The following is a 16,394-nucleotide window of genomic DNA, read 5'->3' as shown; positions in this document are numbered from 1 at the left end:
CATCCCCGGATCACAGCATCACAGGCGAGCCCATGTCCGGAACCACCCGCACCAGCGCGGACCTCGATCCACGCCGCCGCCGCACCCTCTTCCGCGCCTGGCATCGCGGCATCCGCGAGATGGACCTCATCATGGGCCGCTTCGCCGATGCCGAGATCGGCACCCTGACGGAGGAGGAACTGACCCTGTTCGAGGCGCTCATCGAGGTGCCGGACCGCGACCTGTTCCGCTGGCTCACGGGCGAGGACGAGACGCCGCAGAACTACGATACCCCCGTGTACCGCCGCCTCAAGGCGTTCCATAAGCACGACGCGCCGATTCACTAGACACCGCGCGACCGCACGGGACCGTCCGACGCCCTCGATCCCCCCTACGGGGAGGGATGCCGCGTTGCGCCTCGCCCACCGAATGAGTTCAGACACCCGACCCGATGGCAAAACCCCAACCCAAAGCCCCCGCGCCCGCCCCGAAGCCCCCCGTGGCGCGCTTCGCCCTGCCGAAATCCGGGCCCCTCGCCCGCGCGCTGGAGGCGCTCAAGCGTGGCGACAGCCCGACGCTCGCCAACGTGCCGGAAGGGTTCGATGCCGTCGTGGTGGCCGATCTCGCCCGGGCGCTGAGCCGCGATGTCGAGGGGCCGGCGGTCCTCGTCCACGTCGCGCGCGATTCCGGCCGCGCGGCGGCCTTCGTCAACGCCCTGAAGTTCGTCGCCCCCGAGATCGAGGCCATGAGCGTCCCGGCCTGGGACTGCCAGCCCTACGACCGCGTCTCGCCCAACGCCGCCATCGCGGCTCAGCGCATGACCGCCCTGTCGCGGCTCTCCCGCTCGCGCTCGTCGGAGGAGCAGCCGCGCATCCTGTGCACCACGGTCAATGCTTTGATCCAGAAGGTGCCGCCCAGAGAGAAGATCGCCGTCGAGACCTTCTCGGCCGCCATCGGCAACGTGGTGCCCATGGATCAGGTCACCGCCTGGGTCGAGGCCAACGGCTTCTTGCGCACGGGGACGGTGCGGGACACCGGCGAGTACGCCGTGCGCGGCGGCATCCTCGACCTGTCGCCGCCCGGCCTGCCCAACCCGATCCGCCTCGACTTCTTCGGCGACACCCTCGAATCGATCCGCGCCTTCGACCCCGAGACCCAGCGCACCATCGGGCAGCTGCGCTCCCTCGACCTCGTCCCCATGAGCGAGGTCCAGCTCACCACGGAGACGATCCGGCGCTTCCGCCAGGGCTACATCGGAAGCTTCGGTGCCGCGACCCGTGACGACCGTCTCTACGAGACCATCAGCGAGGGCCGGCGCTACGCCGGCCTCGAGCACTGGATGCCGCTGTTCTACGACCATCTCGACACCCTGTTCGACTACGTCGCCGGCGTGCCCCTGGTGTTCGACGCGCAGGTCGACGAGGCCGCCACCGAGCGCCTCACCCTGATCCGCGACTATTACGATGCCCGCGCCGAGGCGGTGAAGGCCCCGTCCCCGGGGGTCGCGCCCTACAAGCCCCTCAAGCCCTCGGCTCTGTACCTGACGCCCAACGAGTGGCGCGACCGGGTGGCGGCGGCAGCGATCGCCCGGCTCTCGCCCTTCACGATGCCGGAAACCCCGGAGCGCCTGACCATCGATTGCGAGGGTCGGCAAGGCCGCACCTTCGCGGCCGAGCGCGCCGACGAATCGGCCAGCGTGTTCGATGCAGCGGTGGCGCACGTCAAGGACCTGCAGGGATCCGGTCATCACGTGATCCTTGGATCCTGGTCCGATGGCTCGCGCGACCGCCTGTGCAGCGTGCTCTCCGACCATGGGCTCAAGAAGCCCATCGCCATCAACACCCTGACGGCGGTGAACGCACTCAAGCGCGGCACCGACGTGGCGGTTGCGGTGTGGGGCCTGGAGAGCGGCTTTACCGTCGACAAGCTCGCGGTGATCTCGGAAGGCGACATCCTCGGCGACCGGCTGGTGCGCCAGAAGCGCAAGGCCAAGCGCCCGCAGGACATCATCCTCGAAGTCCAGGCGCTCCAGGCCGGCGACCTCGTGGTCCATGCCGACCACGGCATCGGCCGGTTCGTCGGCCTGAAGACGGTGACGGCCGCGGGGGCCCCGCACGATTGCCTCGAGATCCAGTATGCGGGCGGCTTGCTGCTCCTGCCCGTGGAGAACATCGAGCTTCTGACCCGCTACGGCTCGGAGGATGCGGAGGTCGCCCTCGACCGTCTCGGCGGCGGCGCCTGGCAGGCCCGCAAGGCCAAGATGAAGAAGCGCATCCTCGAGATGGCGGGCCAGCTCATCCGGGTCGCGGCCGAGCGCTTCGTGCGCCAGGCCCCGCGCCTGCACGCGCCGGAAGGCCTCACCGACGAGTTCGCGGCGCGCTTCGCCTTCAACGAGACCGAGGACCAGGCCAACGCCATCGACGCGGTGCTCACCGACCTCAACGCGGGCCGGCCCATGGACCGGCTGGTGTGCGGCGACGTCGGCTTCGGCAAGACCGAGGTGGCCCTGCGTGCGGCCTTCGCCGGCGCCATGGGCGGCAAGCAGGTGGCGGTGGTGGTGCCCACCACGCTCCTGGCGCGCCAGCACTACCGGACCTTCGCCGAGCGCTTCAAAGGCCTGCCCGTCGAGGTCGCCCAGATGTCGCGCTTCGTCTCCAACACCGAGATGAAGCGGGTGCGCGACGGTCTCACCGCCGGCACCGTCGACATCGTCATCGGCACCCACGCGCTGCTGGCCAAGAACGTGGCGTTCAAGGATCTCGGCCTCATCATCGTCGACGAGGAGCAGCATTTCGGCGTGGCCCACAAGGAGCGCCTCAAGGCACTCCAGGCCGACGTGCACGTGCTCACCCTCTCGGCGACGCCGATCCCCCGCACCCTGCAGCTCGCCATGACGGGGGTCCGCGAACTCTCCATCATCGCGACGCCGCCGGTGGACCGCCTCGCCGTGCGCACCTCCGTGACGCCGTTCGATCCCCTGCTGATCCGGGAGGCGCTGCTGCGCGAGCGCTATCGCGGCGGCCAGTCGTTCTACGTGGTGCCACGCATCGAGGATCTGGCCGAGGTCAAGAAATTCCTCGACACCGAGATGCCCGAGACGACCGTGGCGGTCGCCCATGGCCAGATGGCGGCGGGCCAGCTCGAGGACGTGATGACGGCGTTCTACGAGGGCAAGTACGATGTTCTGCTCTCGACGACCATCGTCGAATCCGGCCTCGACATTCCGACGGCCAACACGCTGATCGTGCACCGGGCCGACATGTTCGGCCTCGCCCAGCTGTACCAGCTGCGCGGCCGCGTCGGGCGCGCCAAGGCCCGGGCCTACGCGCTGTTCACGACGCCGGCCAACCGCACCCTGACGGTGCAGGCCGACAAGCGCCTGAAGGTGCTCCAGACCCTCGACACCTTGGGCGCCGGCTTCCAGCTCGCCTCTCACGACCTCGACATCCGCGGCGCCGGCAATCTGCTGGGTGACGCCCAGTCGGGACACATCAAGGAGGTCGGCTACGAGCTTTACCAGCAGATGCTGGAGGATGCCGTCACCGCGCTCAAGGCCGGCATCGAGGAGCCGGTGGAGGAGGCCTGGTCGCCCACCATCGCGCTGGGCGCCCCGGTCACCATCCCGGAGGACTACGTCGAGGATCTCACCGTGCGGCTCGGCCTTTACCGCCGGCTCTCGACCCTCGAGAACGATGCCGAGATGGAAAGCTTCGGCGCCGAACTCATCGATCGGTTCGGGCCGCTGCCGCCGGAGGTGGAGCAGCTCCTCAAGATCGTCACCATCAAGATCCTGTGTCGCGACTGCAACGTCGAGAAGGTCGAGGCCGGCCCAAAGGGCGCCGTGGTGCATTTCCGCGACCGGTCGTTCGCCAACCCGCAGGGCCTCGTCGCCTACGTCGCCGGCCAAGCGTCCTTCGCCAAGGTGCGTCCGGACATGAGCATCGTGTTCATCCGCGACCTCGACTCGATCCCCGAGCGCCTCAAGATCACCACCATGATCCTGCGTGAATTGTCGAAGATCGCACGCGTCAAGAAGGCGAAGGCGGCCTGAACGTGAAACGGACGCGCTTTGCAGCGCGCCCGTCGAACCTGATTCCGTGAATTCTTTAAAGGACTTACGGGCGAACGCTCACATTCTTTCTCAGAACCGAATCGCCCGGACCGCTTTGTGGTGGCCTCTAGAGATCGGGCTCGTTGAGCACGTAGGGGCCGATCTCGCTCTGCAGATCGATGCGGGTTCCGGCTTGGCCGGCCATGAGCTCATCCACGACGATGACCGGGATGCCGGCATGGCGCATCTGCTCGCGCAAGCGCTCGGACAGCAACGCATAGGCCGGATCGCGCGAAGACACCTGCAGCAGGATGGCAGCCGGGCGCGCGATAACCGCGAGCACGTCCTGTGCCGCCTCCAGGGAGGCGGTGACGCTGGCATAGCCGAGCTCCGCGAGCTCCGCAGCCAGCGATCGGTCGATGGCCCGACGGCCATCATCGACAACGAGAACCTGTTGCAGCGCACCCATGAGCGTCAGCGGTAGTCCATCCATCGTCCCTTGGGAAGGGACCCGTGTGACAACACACACGGCGACGATTGGTTCGCCGACATGAAAACATGGTTTTCACATCATGGGACGGGAGCCCGACGGCAACGAACCAGAACTGCCCTTCATGCGGGGCTTGCGGATCTCGTGGCAAACTACTGCTCAAAAGGGTATTTTTGAAATTCAGCTGATTCGATTGACTTGGATCCGGCTTGATCTCGATTTTATGACGTGACGCGATCGATTTGGTGACGCGCTCGCGTGCGATGCCTCAGTGATCCTCGACGCCCATGGCACGGTTGCCGGCGACGGGCACGCGAAACGGCGAGGGCAGCCACCCATCCGCGAAATCCGGTTGGGGAATGCCGCGTTGCAGCGGCCCCGCGTGACAGGCGAGTCCCCGAAAGGCGAGGGCGCCATCGGGGTCGCGGCGCAGGCTCATCAGGATGGACCGGGGATCGGCCCGTTCGGGAGCCGCCAACGTGAGGGTGACATCGTTGTCACGGCGTGCGCCGGTGAGCAGGGCGATCTCCTCGAAGGCGACCACATCGATCACCGGAACCGCCTCCGGACGGGAGGACAGGCGGCGCTGGGGGAAGCGGCTCGGCGTGCGGTGCACGAGTACGAGACTGGCAAGGGTCGCAGGCAGGTGGCTCGCGGCGAAGTTGGCCTCCAAGGCCGCCGGCACCACGAGGTGGGTCGCCACCGGGCGCGCCAGGGCCTCGGCGAATCCCGCCGCCTCGAACATCGGCATCGCCTCGAAGGTCGCGCCGGCCACGAGGGCGGCACCGAGACCCGTGACGAGCCCGCGCAGGTCGCTGCCGGGCAGGAGTGTGAGGAGACGCTCGCCCGGCGCCATCCGGGCGGTGATCCCATGCACTGCGATGGCGGCCGCCAGGGCATCGGCGCTGCGGTGGATCGGGCAGGCGGGATCGCCCCCGGCGAAGCTGACCAAGCCGCCGGGTCCCGGGGCGAACGGGCCACCGGACTGGTCGAGCACCATGGCATCGAGGTTGATGACGCCGTCGGGCACGTCCGGCCCGAAGGCGGCGAGGTAGCGCAGGCCGAAATACCGGGCGGCCACCCGGCGCAGGCGCTCGGCCGGATGGGTCGCGCCGAAGCGGGCCTGGGTCAGGACCGCGCTGATGCCGGCGGCCTGAACGGCGAGGACGAGGCCGTCCTCGTCCAGAGCTGCGGGCAGGAGGGCCGGAACGTGCCCGGCCGCTTCCACCGCGAGGATGGCGAGGGCTCCCTCGATAGCGTCCGGCAGGGCGATCCCGATCCGGCTCTCCGCCGGAAGCCGCCAGCCGCGGAGGCCGTTGGCGAGGCGAGCCACGATCTCGGCAGCGGCGGCGTAGGTCCAGACGATGGATTGGCGTCCACTCCGGCGGTGCTTATCCGGCGAATCGACGAAGGCGATCCGTTGCGGGTGGGCATGGGCCGTGGCGGCCAGCAGGCTGCACAGGCGCTGGCCGCGCAAGAGGGGGTCGCGCGGCGCGGCGGTCGCATCGCCCGCGGACCTCGGGAGGCTCAGCAGGGCGGGACGGGGCGAGGCCGGAGCGCGCGGCGCGGCAGCGCCGGTCGCGAAGCCCGGTGAAGGGGATGAGATGGCTGGCTGCGCCGACACGTGCGCTTGAACTCCCGATGCCCCACGTTCATGAACCCTTAGGGTTAAGCGCGCCTTAAACCGCCCTGCCCGAACGGCCCGAACGGGGCAGGTGTCATGTCTTCGCCGCATTCCCTGAGGAAAGCAGGCGCGCAATCGTTCAGGCGGGATCGGGACACACCCGATCTGCCGGCGCTGGGCCGCCAAGCCGGTGCGCGGGTCCTAGTCCGTCGTCACCGTGTCGCTTCGCGTCCAAACGCCCACCGGGACCTCGCGTCCCGGCCGCGCCTCCCATACAAGTCCGTCGATTTCCAGATTCCAAGGGGCCAGACCTGATGTCCTTCGCCAACCGTCCCGCGCGCCCGCTGCGCATCGCCGCGTTCCTTGCCCTGGCGGGTCTTGCCGGACCGGCCCTCGCGCAGGCTCCGAAGCCGAAGCCGGGCGCGCCTGCGCCGACGGCCCCTGCCCCGACGGCACCGGCCGCTCCCGCGGGCGGCGGCATGGCGCAGCAGCAGACCGGTCCCCAAACCGTCAACGTGAAGTCCGAGCCGTCCCAGACCGAGTGGACCAAGGTCTGCGGCAAGGACCAGGCGAGCGCAACGGACGTTTGCTACACCACCCGCGACTTCGTCTCCGATCAGGGCCAGCCGGTCCTCGCCGTCGCCGTCTACGACATGAAGAACGCCCAGCAGAACGTACGCGTGGTCCGCTACCTGCTGCCGCTGGGCCTGCTGCTGCAGCCGGGCATCCGCTTCACCGTCGACGGTCAGCAGGGCACGCCGGGCAAGTTCGCCGTCTGCTTCCCCAATGGCTGCTTCGCCGAGGCCGGCGGCGTCGGCAACGACGTCGTCAACGCGATGAAGAAGGGCACCACCCTCAACGTCAGCGTCCAGAACCAGACCCAGCGCGAGGTCACCTTCGCGGTGCCGCTCGCCGGCTTCGGCAAGGCCTTCGACGGCCCCGCCATCGACCCGAAGGTGCTGGAAGAGCAGCAGAAGAAGCTCCAGTCCGAGCTGGAGAAGCGCAGCGACGACATGCGCAAGAAACTCGAGCAGCAGAACGCCACCGGTGGTGCGGCTGCCCCGGCTCCAGCCGCCGCGCCCAAGCCCTGAGAGCGATCGGATCGCGGCCACGCCGCGATCCACTGGGATTCGAAACGAGAAAGGCCGGGCGAAGGATCGCCCGGCCTTTCTCGTTTCGGGGGCTTTCGAACTTGCGGTCAGTTCGCCTGGGACGTCCGCATCCGGTAGGTGCCCTCCGCATCGCGCTCGAACACCTCGGCGATGCCGGTGTGGCGCAGGGCCTCGCCGGAGGTATCCGGCACAAGGTTCTGCTCGGAGACGTAGGCGACGTACTCGCTCTCGGCGTTCTCGGCGAGCAGGTGATAGAACGGCTGGTCCTTGCGCGGCCGAACCTCCTCGGGAATCGCCAGCCACCATTCCTCGGTGTTGTCGAACACCGGATCGACATCGAACACGATGCCGCGGAACGGATAGATCCGGTGCCGGACCACGGCGCCTAAGCCGAACTTGGCGGTTCTCATTTCGGGCGCGGTGGAAATCGTATCGCTCATCCCCGTCAGATAAGCCGGCCCGCCGCGGTTGTCATCGGCGACGATGCCGCCGACGACAACCGACGCCTTCAGGTCAGACCGTAGGTCTTGGCGAGTTCCGGGTCCTTGTCGGCCACGAGGCGGGCGAGATCGACGATGACCTTCGCCTGCTTCCAGGTGGCGTCGTCCTGCATCTTGCCGTCCAGCATCACCGCGCCGGTGCCGTCGGGCATCGCCTCGACGATGCGCACCGCGAAGGCGACCTCCGCCGGATCGGGCGCGAACACGCGCTTGGCGATGGCGACCTGGTTCGGGTGCAGTGTCCAGGCCCCGGCGCAGCCCATGAGGAAGGCGTTGCGGAACTGAGCCTCGCAGGCGTCCCCGTCGGAGAAGTCGCCGAACGGGCCGTAGAAGGCCTTGAGGCCGTTGGCCATGCAGGCATCGACCATTTTCGCAATCGTGTAGTGCCAGAGATCCTGCTGGGCGGAGGCGCGGACGGCGCCGTCCGAAGTCGGATCGGCAATGACGCGGTAATCCGGGTGGCCGCCGCCGACGCGGGTGGTCTTCATGCCGCGGGACGCCGCGAGATCGGCGGGGCCGAGGCTCATGCCGTGCATGCGCGGCGAGGCGGAGGCGATGGCATCGACGTTGGCCACACCCTCGGCCGTCTCCAGGATGGCGTGGACGAGGATGGGCTTCTTCACGCCGTGCTTCGCCTCGAGCTGGGCGAGCAGCTGGTCGACGTAGTGGATGTCCCACGGCCCTTCGACCTTGGGCACCATCACCACGTCGAGCTTGTCGCCGACCTGGGAGACGATCTCGAACAGGTCGTCGAGAATCCAAGGCGAGTTCAGGGCATTGATGCGGGTCCACAGGCCGGTGCCGGACGCGGCGAAGTCGGTGGCCCGCGCCATGGCGACGAAGCCCTTGCGCGCGGCCTCCTTCTGATCGACGGGCACGGCGTCCTCGAGGTTGCCCAGCACCACGTCGACGGTGGCGGCAAGCTCGGGCACGCGGGCGCGGACCTTGTCGTTGTGCGGCGGCACGAAGTGGATCATGCGCTCGAGCTTCACCGGAAGCTCACGGAACGGTGCGGGCGCGCCGGTGGCGAGCGGCTGGAAGAAGCGGCGGGGCAATTTCATCGGCGTCTCAGGCTCCGTGTTCTTGTGTGTCGGGGTCCCGCCCCAGCGGTTAGTTCAAGCCTGCCCCCGTCGTAAAGGTGCGCGGACACACCAAACCATTTGCCACGCGGCCGGGATGAGAGGACCATCCGGAACGAGACCCGCCGCCTCACGTTCTGAGGACGAGGCGGGCACCTCGACGACGAACGAAGGACGGACCCATGTCCGGATCATCGATCAGCCGTATCGGCCTCCGGTCCACGGCGCTCGTGTGCGCGGCCGTCATCGGTCTCGGCCTCCCACAGCCGGGTTCCGCCGCCGAGCGAGGCAGGCCCCCAGAACGCACCGTCTTCACCGCCGCGGACGCCGCATCGGCGCGACCCGACGGACTTCCCGCGGGCCTGCGCATCCCCGGTGACGATCCGGCCGCCTTCGCCCGGCTCCTCGACGACGCACGGGCCGTCGCCGACCCCTGGCTGGTGTTCTCGGGCGGCGGCGAGAACGGCGCCTTCGCGGCCGGTCTCCTCAAGGGGTGGAGCGAGGCCGGCACCCGGCCGAGCTTCGGCGTGATCACGGGCGTCAGCACGGGTGCGATGATCGCCCCCTTCGCCTTCGTCGGGTCGGGCGGCGATGAAGCCTTGCACAAGGCCTACACGGACATCTCGGCCGCCGACGTCTTCGAATTCGGCGGCACCAACGAAGCCCTGACCGACACCTGGCCGCTCAAGCGGCGCATCGACCAATCGGTGACCCCGAAGCTGCTTCAGGCCATCGCGGCCGAGCACGCAAAGGGACGGCGTCTCCTCATCGCCACCACGGCGGTGGATTCCGAGCGGCCGGTGCTGTGGGACATGGGCGCCATCGCCGCGACGGGCGGCCCGAAGGCCCTCGCCCTGTTCCGGGACATCATCCTCGCGTCCTCGGCGGTGCCGGGGGTGTTTCCGCCGGTGATGGTGCAGGCCATGGCAGGGTCCAGGCCGATCCAGGAAATGCACGACGACGGCGGGACCACGGCGCCGTACTACCTCGCCCCCGAAGCGACGCTGCTCTCCGCCGACCCGGTCGCCCTGCCGACCCACCGGGTCTACCTCGTGATCAACAACACGCTTGCGCCGCACTTCCAGATGGCCTCGCGCACCACCCTGAGCGTGCTCGGCCGGTCCATGTCGGCGGCGATCAAGGCGCAGACCCGCGCCGCCCTCGCGCTCAGCCGGGGGTTCGCCCAGCGCACGGGCCTCGACCTTCGTGTCGCCGAAATCGACGGGCGCTTCACCCGGACGAGCACGGTGCCCTTCGACCAGACCTACATGAGGGCGCTGTTCGCCCACGGCGAGGCCCTGGGACGGGCCGGCACGGCGTTCACCGGGGAGGGCATCGACGCCGATCGCCCGACGGTCTCGCGACCGGGGGCGACGGAGCCGCAGCACACGTCCTCGGGCCACGCCGTCAAGGATTTGGCCCGGCGCTGAACGTCACCGCATCAAGCTCGGGGCACCGAGTCGCGGCACCACGCCCTCGCGCATGACGATCCGGCGCAAGGGTGCGATCGTCGTCATGGCGAGGAGCCCGAGGCCGCGCAGGGCGTCCACGGGCAGGAAGCCGGTGAGCAGGCTTCGGTTGAGGGTGTCCACCGCCAGGGTCCGCAGGCGCGCGTCGCGACTGCGACCCCGGGCGAACCCCGCCAGTGCCGCCCGCGAGCCCGGGTCGCGTCCGTCGCCCACCGCCTCCACGACGGCGTCCCGCAGGGCCGCCGCATCGCGCAGACCGAGGTTGAGGCCCTGCGCGCCGATGGGCGGGAAGACATGGGCCGCCTCGCCGACAAGGGCGAGGCGGGCGGAAACCGGACTCGTCAGGGCGAGGCCACGCATGGGGACGAGGCCGCGCGGCCCGTCGATCCGCATGGCCCCCAGCATCGCCTGCGCCTGGGTCTCCACGGCGCGTGCGAGCCCGGCCTCGTCGAGGGCCGCCATGGCCTGCGCCCGCCTGTCGTCCATCACCCAAACGAGGCTGGAGCGGTGGCCACCGGGCAGCGGAACCAGGGTGAACGGCCCCTGCCGCGTGTGGAACTCCGTCGAGACGTCCCGGTGCGGACGGGTGTGGGCGAGGATCGTGGTGATGGCGGCCTGCGGGTAGGACCATTCCCGGGGGACGAGACCGGCGGCAGCCCGCAGCTTCGACCGGGCACCGTCGGCCCCGACCGCGAGGCGGGCGGACAGGCGCGTGCCGTCCGCGAGGGTGAGATCGGCGGCCTCCGCGCCCACGTGGAACTCGGCCGCGTCGCTCTCGAACAGGGTGAGGTTGGCCATGCCCCGGGCCTGCGCCCGCAGGCTCTCGACGAGCCGGGCGCTCTCGACGTTCCAGCCGAAGGCATCGAGGCCGATCTCGGTCGCGACGAAGCGGGCCGGGGGCGGCCGGAACAAGCTGCCGGTGTCGTCGACGATGTGGAGCTCGGCCAGCGGGCTCGCGTGAGGAGCGATGCCCTCCCAGGCACCGAGCGCCCTGAGGAAGCGCACCGACCCGTCGAGGAGGGCCACGGTCCGCCCGTCGGCCACGGGCGCGTGCCGGCCGACGAGGGCGGTGGGGATGCCGTCGCGGGCGAGCGCCAGGGCGGCCCCGAGGCCGGCGGCCCCGGCGCCGACGACGGCCACGGCGAAGGGGGCCCCCACGCGCGAAACGGTATCAGGCGATGGGGCCACGGGGTTGTTCTCCTGGGCACGGCCCATCCGATGCGGGGATCGAAGGCAGGTGTCGACGTGGGACAGACCGGCCAATCCGTCACCCCTTACAGAGGGAGGAGCCCGGATCGGTCAAGGGACGCGATGGTGCGGGAAAACAGCGCCGGTTAGCATCCCGGGCGAGAACACCCGTCCGCCCGCGCCGGAGATGCCCGTGAACCTCGCCATCGCGCTCTTCGCGCTCGGCTTCCTCATGCTGGTGGCCTATCGCGGCTTCAGCGTCATCCTGTTCGCCCCCATCGCGGCGCTCGCGGCCGTGCTGCTCACCGATCCCTCCGCCGTGCTGCCGGTGTTCTCCGGCCTGTTCATGGAGAAGATGGTCGGCTTCGTGAAGCTGTACTTGCCCGTGTTCCTGCTGGGCGCCGTGTTCGGCAAGGTCATCGAGATGTCGGGCTTCTCGCGCTCCATCGTCACGGCGGTGATCGAGGTCGTCGGCGCCAGGCGGGCCGTCCTCTCCATCGTTCTGGTGTGCAACCTGCTCACCTATGGGGGCGTCTCGCTCTTCGTCGTGGTGTTCGCGGTCTACCCGTTCGCGGCCGAAGCGTTTCGCCTCTCCGACATCCCGAAGCGCCTGATCCCCGGCACCATCGCGCTCGGCGCGTTCTCCTACACCATGGACGCCCTGCCGGGCACGCCGCAGATCCAGAACATCATCCCGACCACCTTCTTCAACACCACCACCTGGGCGGCCCCCTGGCTCGGGCTCATCGGCGCGGCCTTCATCCTCGTCATCGGCGTCGCCTATCTGGATGCGCGCATCGCGGCGGCCAAGCGGAGGGGCGAGGGCTACGGCAGCGGCCACACCAACGAACCGGCGGTGATGGATGTCGCCGCGCGGGCGCACCCGGCCATCGCCCTCCTGCCGCTCGTGGTGGTGGGGCTCGCGAACCTCGCCTTCACGGCAGCGATCCCGCGCCTCTACGGGTCCAAGGTCGAGACGGCGCTCGCCGGCCTCGACAAGCCCATCGTGACGACCATCGCGTCCGTTACCGCTATCTGGGCGGTGGAACTGGCGCTGCTCGCCGGCATCCTCACGGTGCTGGCCTTCGCCTGGAAGCCCGTCGCCCAGGGCTTCGCCGAGGGCAGCCGGGCGGCGGTAGCGGGTGCGCTACTGGCCGCCATGAACACCGCCTCCGAGTACGGCTTCGGCGCGGTCATCGCAGCACTCCCGGGCTTCCTCGCCATCCGCGAGGCGCTGGCGGCGATCCCGAACCCCCTGGTGAACGAGGCCGTCACCGTGACGGCGCTCGCCGGCATCACCGGTTCGGCCTCGGGCGGCTTGAGCATCGCGCTCGCAGCCATGTCGGGCACCTTCATCGCGGCGGCGCAAGGGGCCGGCATCCCCATGGAGGTGCTGCACCGGGTGGCCAGCATGGCGAGCGGAGGCATGGACACGCTGCCTCACAACGGGGCCGTGATCACGCTTCTCTCCGTCACCGGACTGACCCATCGGCAGGCCTACGCCGACATCTTCGCCATCACGGTTCTCAAGACGACGGCCGTGTTCGTGGTGATCGGAATCTACTACCTCACCGGGATCGTATGAGGCGCAGGGGCTCCGCGAACGGCTCACCCGCCGGGCAGGGGCGATGCGCCATTGCCCTTCGCAGCACACCGTCTATGTCGGCTCTGAACTGACTACCACGAGGAGCTAAGCCCCATGCCGAAGGCGATCCGAGTCCACGAATACGGCGGCCCCGAGGTGATGCGCTACGAGGACGTCACGGTGGCCGAGCCGGGCCCAGGGCAGATCCGCGTCCGCCAGAGCGCCATCGGCGTCAACTTCATCGACATCTACTTCCGCTCGGGCGCCTACAAGGTGCCGCAACTGCCCTTCACCCCCGGCAACGAGGGCGCTGGCACCGTGGTGTCGGTGGGCGAGGGCGTGACCGAGTTCCGGGCCGGCGAGCGCGTGGCCTACGGCTCGGCCGCCGGCACCTATGCGGAGGAGGTGGTGATCCAGGCCAGCGCCGCCGTGCACCTCGCCGACGGGGTGGAGAACACCACCGCTGCAGCGATGATGCTGAAGGGCCTCACCGCCGAGTACCTCCTGCACCGGACCTACCGGGTGAAGGCCGGCGATACGATCCTGTTCCATGCCGCCGCCGGCGGCGTCGGCCTCATCGCCTGCCAATGGGCCAAGCACCTCGGCGCCACCGTCATCGGCACCGTGGGTTCGGCCGAGAAGGCGGAACTCGCGCGGGCCAACGGCTGCGACCACGTCATCCTCTACCGCGACGAGGACTTTTCCGCCCGGGTGAAGGAGATCACCGGCGGCAAGGGCGTGCCGGTGGTCTACGATGGCGTCGGCCGCGACACCTTCCCGGCGTCCCTCGACTGCATCAGCCCGCTGGGTCTCTTCGTGAGTTTCGGCTCGGCCTCGGGTCCCGTGGACGATTTCAGCCTCGCGCTCCTCGGCCAGAAAGGCTCGCTCTACGCCACCCGCCCCTCGCTCTTCGCCCATGCGGGCAAGCGCGAGACCCTGGACGCCATGGCCAAGAACCTGTTCTCCGTGGTGGCGAGCGGCGCGGTGACGATTCCCGTCCACGCCCAGGCGAAGCTCTCGGACGCCCCCCAGGTCCACCGTGATCTCGCCAGTCGCAAGACCACGGGTGCCACGGTGATGATCCCGTGATCCTGTCCACTCGGATCCTGTTCTCCCGGGATCGGAGGACGCCGTGATCCCCGGATCATCGGATATCCTCCTCGTCGTCGACGTGCAGGTCGATTTCCTGGCCCGCGGGGCGCTCGCCGTGCCGGACGGCGACGCGGTGATCGCCCCGATCAACCGCCTCATCGACCGGTTCGCCCACGTGGTGGTGACCCAGGACTGGCACCCGCCGGGCCACGTCTCCTTCGCCACCAGCCATCCGGGCCGGGCGGCGTTCGAGAGCGTGGTGCTCCCCTACGGCCGCCAGGTGCTATGGCCGGAGCATTGCGTGCGGGGAACGGCCGGTGCCGTCCTCGCCCCCGGGCTTCGAGCCGAACGCGCCGAACTGGTGATCCGCAAGGGGCACCACCGCCATGTCGACAGCTACTCGGCGTTCCTGGAAGCCGACCGGACCACGCCCACCGGGCTCGCCGGCTACCTGCGCGAGCGCGGGTTCACCCGCGTGGTCGTGTGCGGCCTCGCCACGGATTACTGCGTCGGCTGGACTGCCCTCGATGCCCGCGCAGCGGGGTTCAAGGCCGTGGTCGTCACCGATGCCGTGAGGGGCATCGACATCGAGGGTTCGGTCGCCCGCGCCATGGCCGCCATGGCGGCGGCCGGGGTCGGTTTCGTCGAGAGCGCGGCCTACACCGCGCTGCCGTAGAGATCGTAGGCGTCCGCCCGCTCGATCTTCACGGTGACGATGTCGCCGATGCGGAGCGGGCGGCGCGAGGTCACATGGACGTTCCCGTCGATCTCCGGCGCGTCGTATTTCGAGCGTCCCTTGGCGACGCCGCCCGCGACTGCATCGATGATCACGGGCAGACGCTTGCCGATGCGCGCCTTCTGCAGGCGGGCGGAGACCGTCTGCTGCGCTTCCATGAACCGGCGCTTGCGATCGGCCTGGACCTCCGGCGCGATGGCGGCGCCGAGATCGTTGGCCAGCGCGCCGCCCACCGGCTCGTAGGCGAAGCAGCCGACGCGCTCGAGCTTCGCTTCCTTGATCCAGGCGAGCAACTCCTCGAACTCGGCCTCGGTCTCGCCGGGAAATCCGACGATGAAGGTCGAGCGAATGGCGAGATCCGGGCAGATCTCGCGCCAGCGTCGGATGCGCTCGAGCTGCTTCTCCTGATTGCCCGGCCGGCGCATGCGCTTCAGGACGGACGGCGAAGCGTGCTGCAGCGGCATGTCGAGGTAGGGCAGGATCTTGCCCTCGGCCATCAGGGGGATGACGTCGTCCACGTGCGGGTAGGGGTAGACGTAGTGCATCCGCACCCAGGCCCCGAGCTCACCGAGCTCGGCGGCGAGATCGTAGAACTTCGCCCGGACCTCGCGGCCCTGCCACGGGCTCGTGGCGTAGCGGATGTCGACGCCGTACGCGGAGGTGTCCTGCGAGACCACCAGCAGTTCCTTGACGCCGGCTTTGACCAGTTTTTCCGCCTCGCGCAGCACGTCGCCCGCAGGTCGGCTGACGAGGTCGCCACGCAGGGACGGGATGATGCAGAAGGTGCAGCGATTGTTGCAACCCTCTGAAATCTTGAGGTAAGCGTAGTGGCGCGGGGTGAGCTTCACACCCTGCGGCGGCACGAGGTCGAGGAACGGGTCGTGGGCCGGGGGCACTGCCTCGTGCACCGCCGCCACCACGGATTCGTAGGCCTGCGGGCCGGTGACGGCCAAGAGGTTCGGGTACTTCTTGCGAATTTCCTCGGGCTGCGCGCCCATGCAGCCGGTGACGATGACCCGGCCGTTCTCCGCCATGGCCTCGCCGATGGCCGAGAGCGATTCGGCCTTCGCCGAATCGAGGAAGCCGCAGGTGTTGACGATGACGACATCCGCCCCGTCGTGGCGCCGGGCGAGTTCGTAGCCCTCCGCCCGCAGGTGGGTGAGGATGCGCTCGGAATCCACCAGCGCCTTGGGGCAGCCCAGCGACACGAACGAAATCTTGGGCGCGGCCTTCGAAGACGCCGGCGGCAGCAGGGGTGAAGCGGTCATGGGCACTCGTCGGGCGCGGTCGAACGAGTGTCGAACGGCCGGTGATTCGAGGAAATCGGGTGAGTTGACAACTCTATAGCCGCATCCGGGCCGGCTTGCGAGCCTCACCGTTTCGGGCGCGCCATGCATCGCGACCGCTTCCCCGGCGGCCAAGCGCGTGCCAACTCAGAAAAATCCGGAATCCTTGCCGCAGGGCAGGGCGGGTATCCCATTGCCGCGTG

The 16,394-nt window shown here is 69.3% G+C and carries 13 protein-coding genes; 7 read left to right on the top strand and 6 right to left on the bottom strand.

Annotation, left to right across the window (positions count from 1 at the left end):
- Positions 1-32 precede the first annotated feature (32 nt).
- Together ASF27_RS04985 and mfd are read left to right on the top strand one after the other, a co-directional pair.
- Complete coding sequence (locus ASF27_RS04985) at positions 33-326, top strand: succinate dehydrogenase assembly factor 2 (RefSeq protein ID WP_056097355.1); 294 nt, start codon at positions 33-35, stop codon at positions 324-326.
- Positions 327-430: 104 nt separating this feature from the next.
- Complete coding sequence (gene mfd / locus ASF27_RS04980; protein WP_056358207.1) at positions 431-4,030, top strand: transcription-repair coupling factor; 3,600 nt, start codon at positions 431-433, stop codon at positions 4,028-4,030.
- Positions 4,031-4,157: 127 nt separating this feature from the next.
- On the opposite strand, the gene ASF27_RS04975 is transcribed toward mfd, so the two are convergent.
- Together ASF27_RS04975 and ASF27_RS04970 are read right to left on the bottom strand one after the other, a co-directional pair.
- Entirely contained in the window at positions 4,158-4,499 is a 342-nt protein-coding gene (locus tag ASF27_RS04975) for a hypothetical protein (RefSeq protein WP_056167974.1), read from the bottom strand.
- A 289-nt stretch (positions 4,500-4,788) separates the two neighbouring features.
- Positions 4,789-5,997 (bottom strand): AMP-binding protein, encoded by a 1,209-nt coding sequence (locus tag ASF27_RS04970; RefSeq protein ID WP_244480928.1) that lies wholly within the window; start codon positions 5,995-5,997, stop codon positions 4,789-4,791.
- 461 nt (positions 5,998-6,458) lie between these two features.
- On the opposite strand from ASF27_RS04970, the gene ASF27_RS04965 reads away from it, so the two are divergent.
- On the top strand, positions 6,459-7,235 hold the full coding sequence (locus tag ASF27_RS04965; RefSeq protein ID WP_056167979.1) for an invasion associated locus B family protein: 777 nt from the start codon (positions 6,459-6,461) through the stop codon (positions 7,233-7,235).
- 107 nt (positions 7,236-7,342) lie between these two features.
- Here the strand turns inward: ASF27_RS04965 and hspQ are convergent, their stop codons facing one another.
- Both hspQ and ASF27_RS04955 read right to left on the bottom strand, forming a co-directional pair.
- Positions 7,343-7,696 carry a heat shock protein HspQ gene (gene hspQ, locus ASF27_RS04960; RefSeq protein ID WP_056263904.1) on the bottom strand — a complete coding sequence of 118 codons (354 nt, stop codon included), beginning with the start codon at positions 7,694-7,696 and terminating at the stop codon, positions 7,343-7,345.
- A 68-nt stretch (positions 7,697-7,764) separates the two neighbouring features.
- Positions 7,765-8,817, bottom strand: a complete 1,053-nt coding sequence (locus ASF27_RS04955; RefSeq protein WP_056263906.1) for a CoA ester lyase — start codon at positions 8,815-8,817, stop codon at positions 7,765-7,767.
- Between the two features lie 200 nt (positions 8,818-9,017).
- Here ASF27_RS04955 and ASF27_RS04950 point away from each other — a divergent pair, with 200 nt between their 5' ends.
- The gene (locus ASF27_RS04950; protein ID WP_082478829.1) at positions 9,018-10,265 is read left to right on the top strand and encodes a patatin-like phospholipase family protein; all 1,248 of its coding nucleotides are present in this window, start codon (positions 9,018-9,020) and stop codon (positions 10,263-10,265) included.
- Positions 10,266-10,268: 3 nt separating this feature from the next.
- Here ASF27_RS04950 and ASF27_RS04945 read toward each other — a convergent pair whose 3' ends face one another.
- Positions 10,269-11,492: an FAD-dependent monooxygenase gene (locus tag ASF27_RS04945; protein WP_056358302.1), complete on the bottom strand. Its 1,224-nt coding sequence runs from the start codon at positions 11,490-11,492 to the stop codon at positions 10,269-10,271.
- 193 nt (positions 11,493-11,685) lie between these two features.
- Between ASF27_RS04945 and ASF27_RS04940 the strand changes: the two genes are divergently transcribed.
- The 3 genes from ASF27_RS04940 to pncA all read left to right on the top strand — a co-directional run bounded on the left by ASF27_RS04940 (position 11,686) and on the right by pncA (position 14,845).
- The gene (locus ASF27_RS04940) at positions 11,686-13,077 is read left to right on the top strand and encodes a GntP family permease (RefSeq protein WP_056358300.1); all 1,392 of its coding nucleotides are present in this window, start codon (positions 11,686-11,688) and stop codon (positions 13,075-13,077) included.
- A gap of 114 nt (positions 13,078-13,191) precedes the next feature.
- Positions 13,192-14,166: a quinone oxidoreductase gene (locus ASF27_RS04935; RefSeq protein ID WP_056358204.1), complete on the top strand. Its 975-nt coding sequence runs from the start codon at positions 13,192-13,194 to the stop codon at positions 14,164-14,166.
- Between the two features lie 43 nt (positions 14,167-14,209).
- Positions 14,210-14,845, top strand: a complete 636-nt coding sequence (pncA, locus tag ASF27_RS04930) for a bifunctional nicotinamidase/pyrazinamidase (RefSeq protein WP_056358200.1) — start codon at positions 14,210-14,212, stop codon at positions 14,843-14,845.
- Here pncA and rimO read toward each other — a convergent pair.
- Positions 14,827-16,173 carry a 30S ribosomal protein S12 methylthiotransferase RimO gene (gene rimO, locus ASF27_RS04925; RefSeq protein ID WP_056358197.1) on the bottom strand — a complete coding sequence of 449 codons (1,347 nt, stop codon included), beginning with the start codon at positions 16,171-16,173 and terminating at the stop codon, positions 14,827-14,829. The two genes, pncA and rimO, sit on opposite strands and share 19 nt — an antisense overlap.
- Positions 16,174-16,394: the final 221 nt, after the last annotated feature.

Origin of the sequence: Methylobacterium sp. Leaf102, assembly GCF_001422425.1 — a bacterium.
Classification (GTDB): domain Bacteria; phylum Pseudomonadota; class Alphaproteobacteria; order Rhizobiales; family Beijerinckiaceae; genus Methylobacterium.
This window is presented reverse-complemented; position numbering and strand designations above follow the sequence as displayed.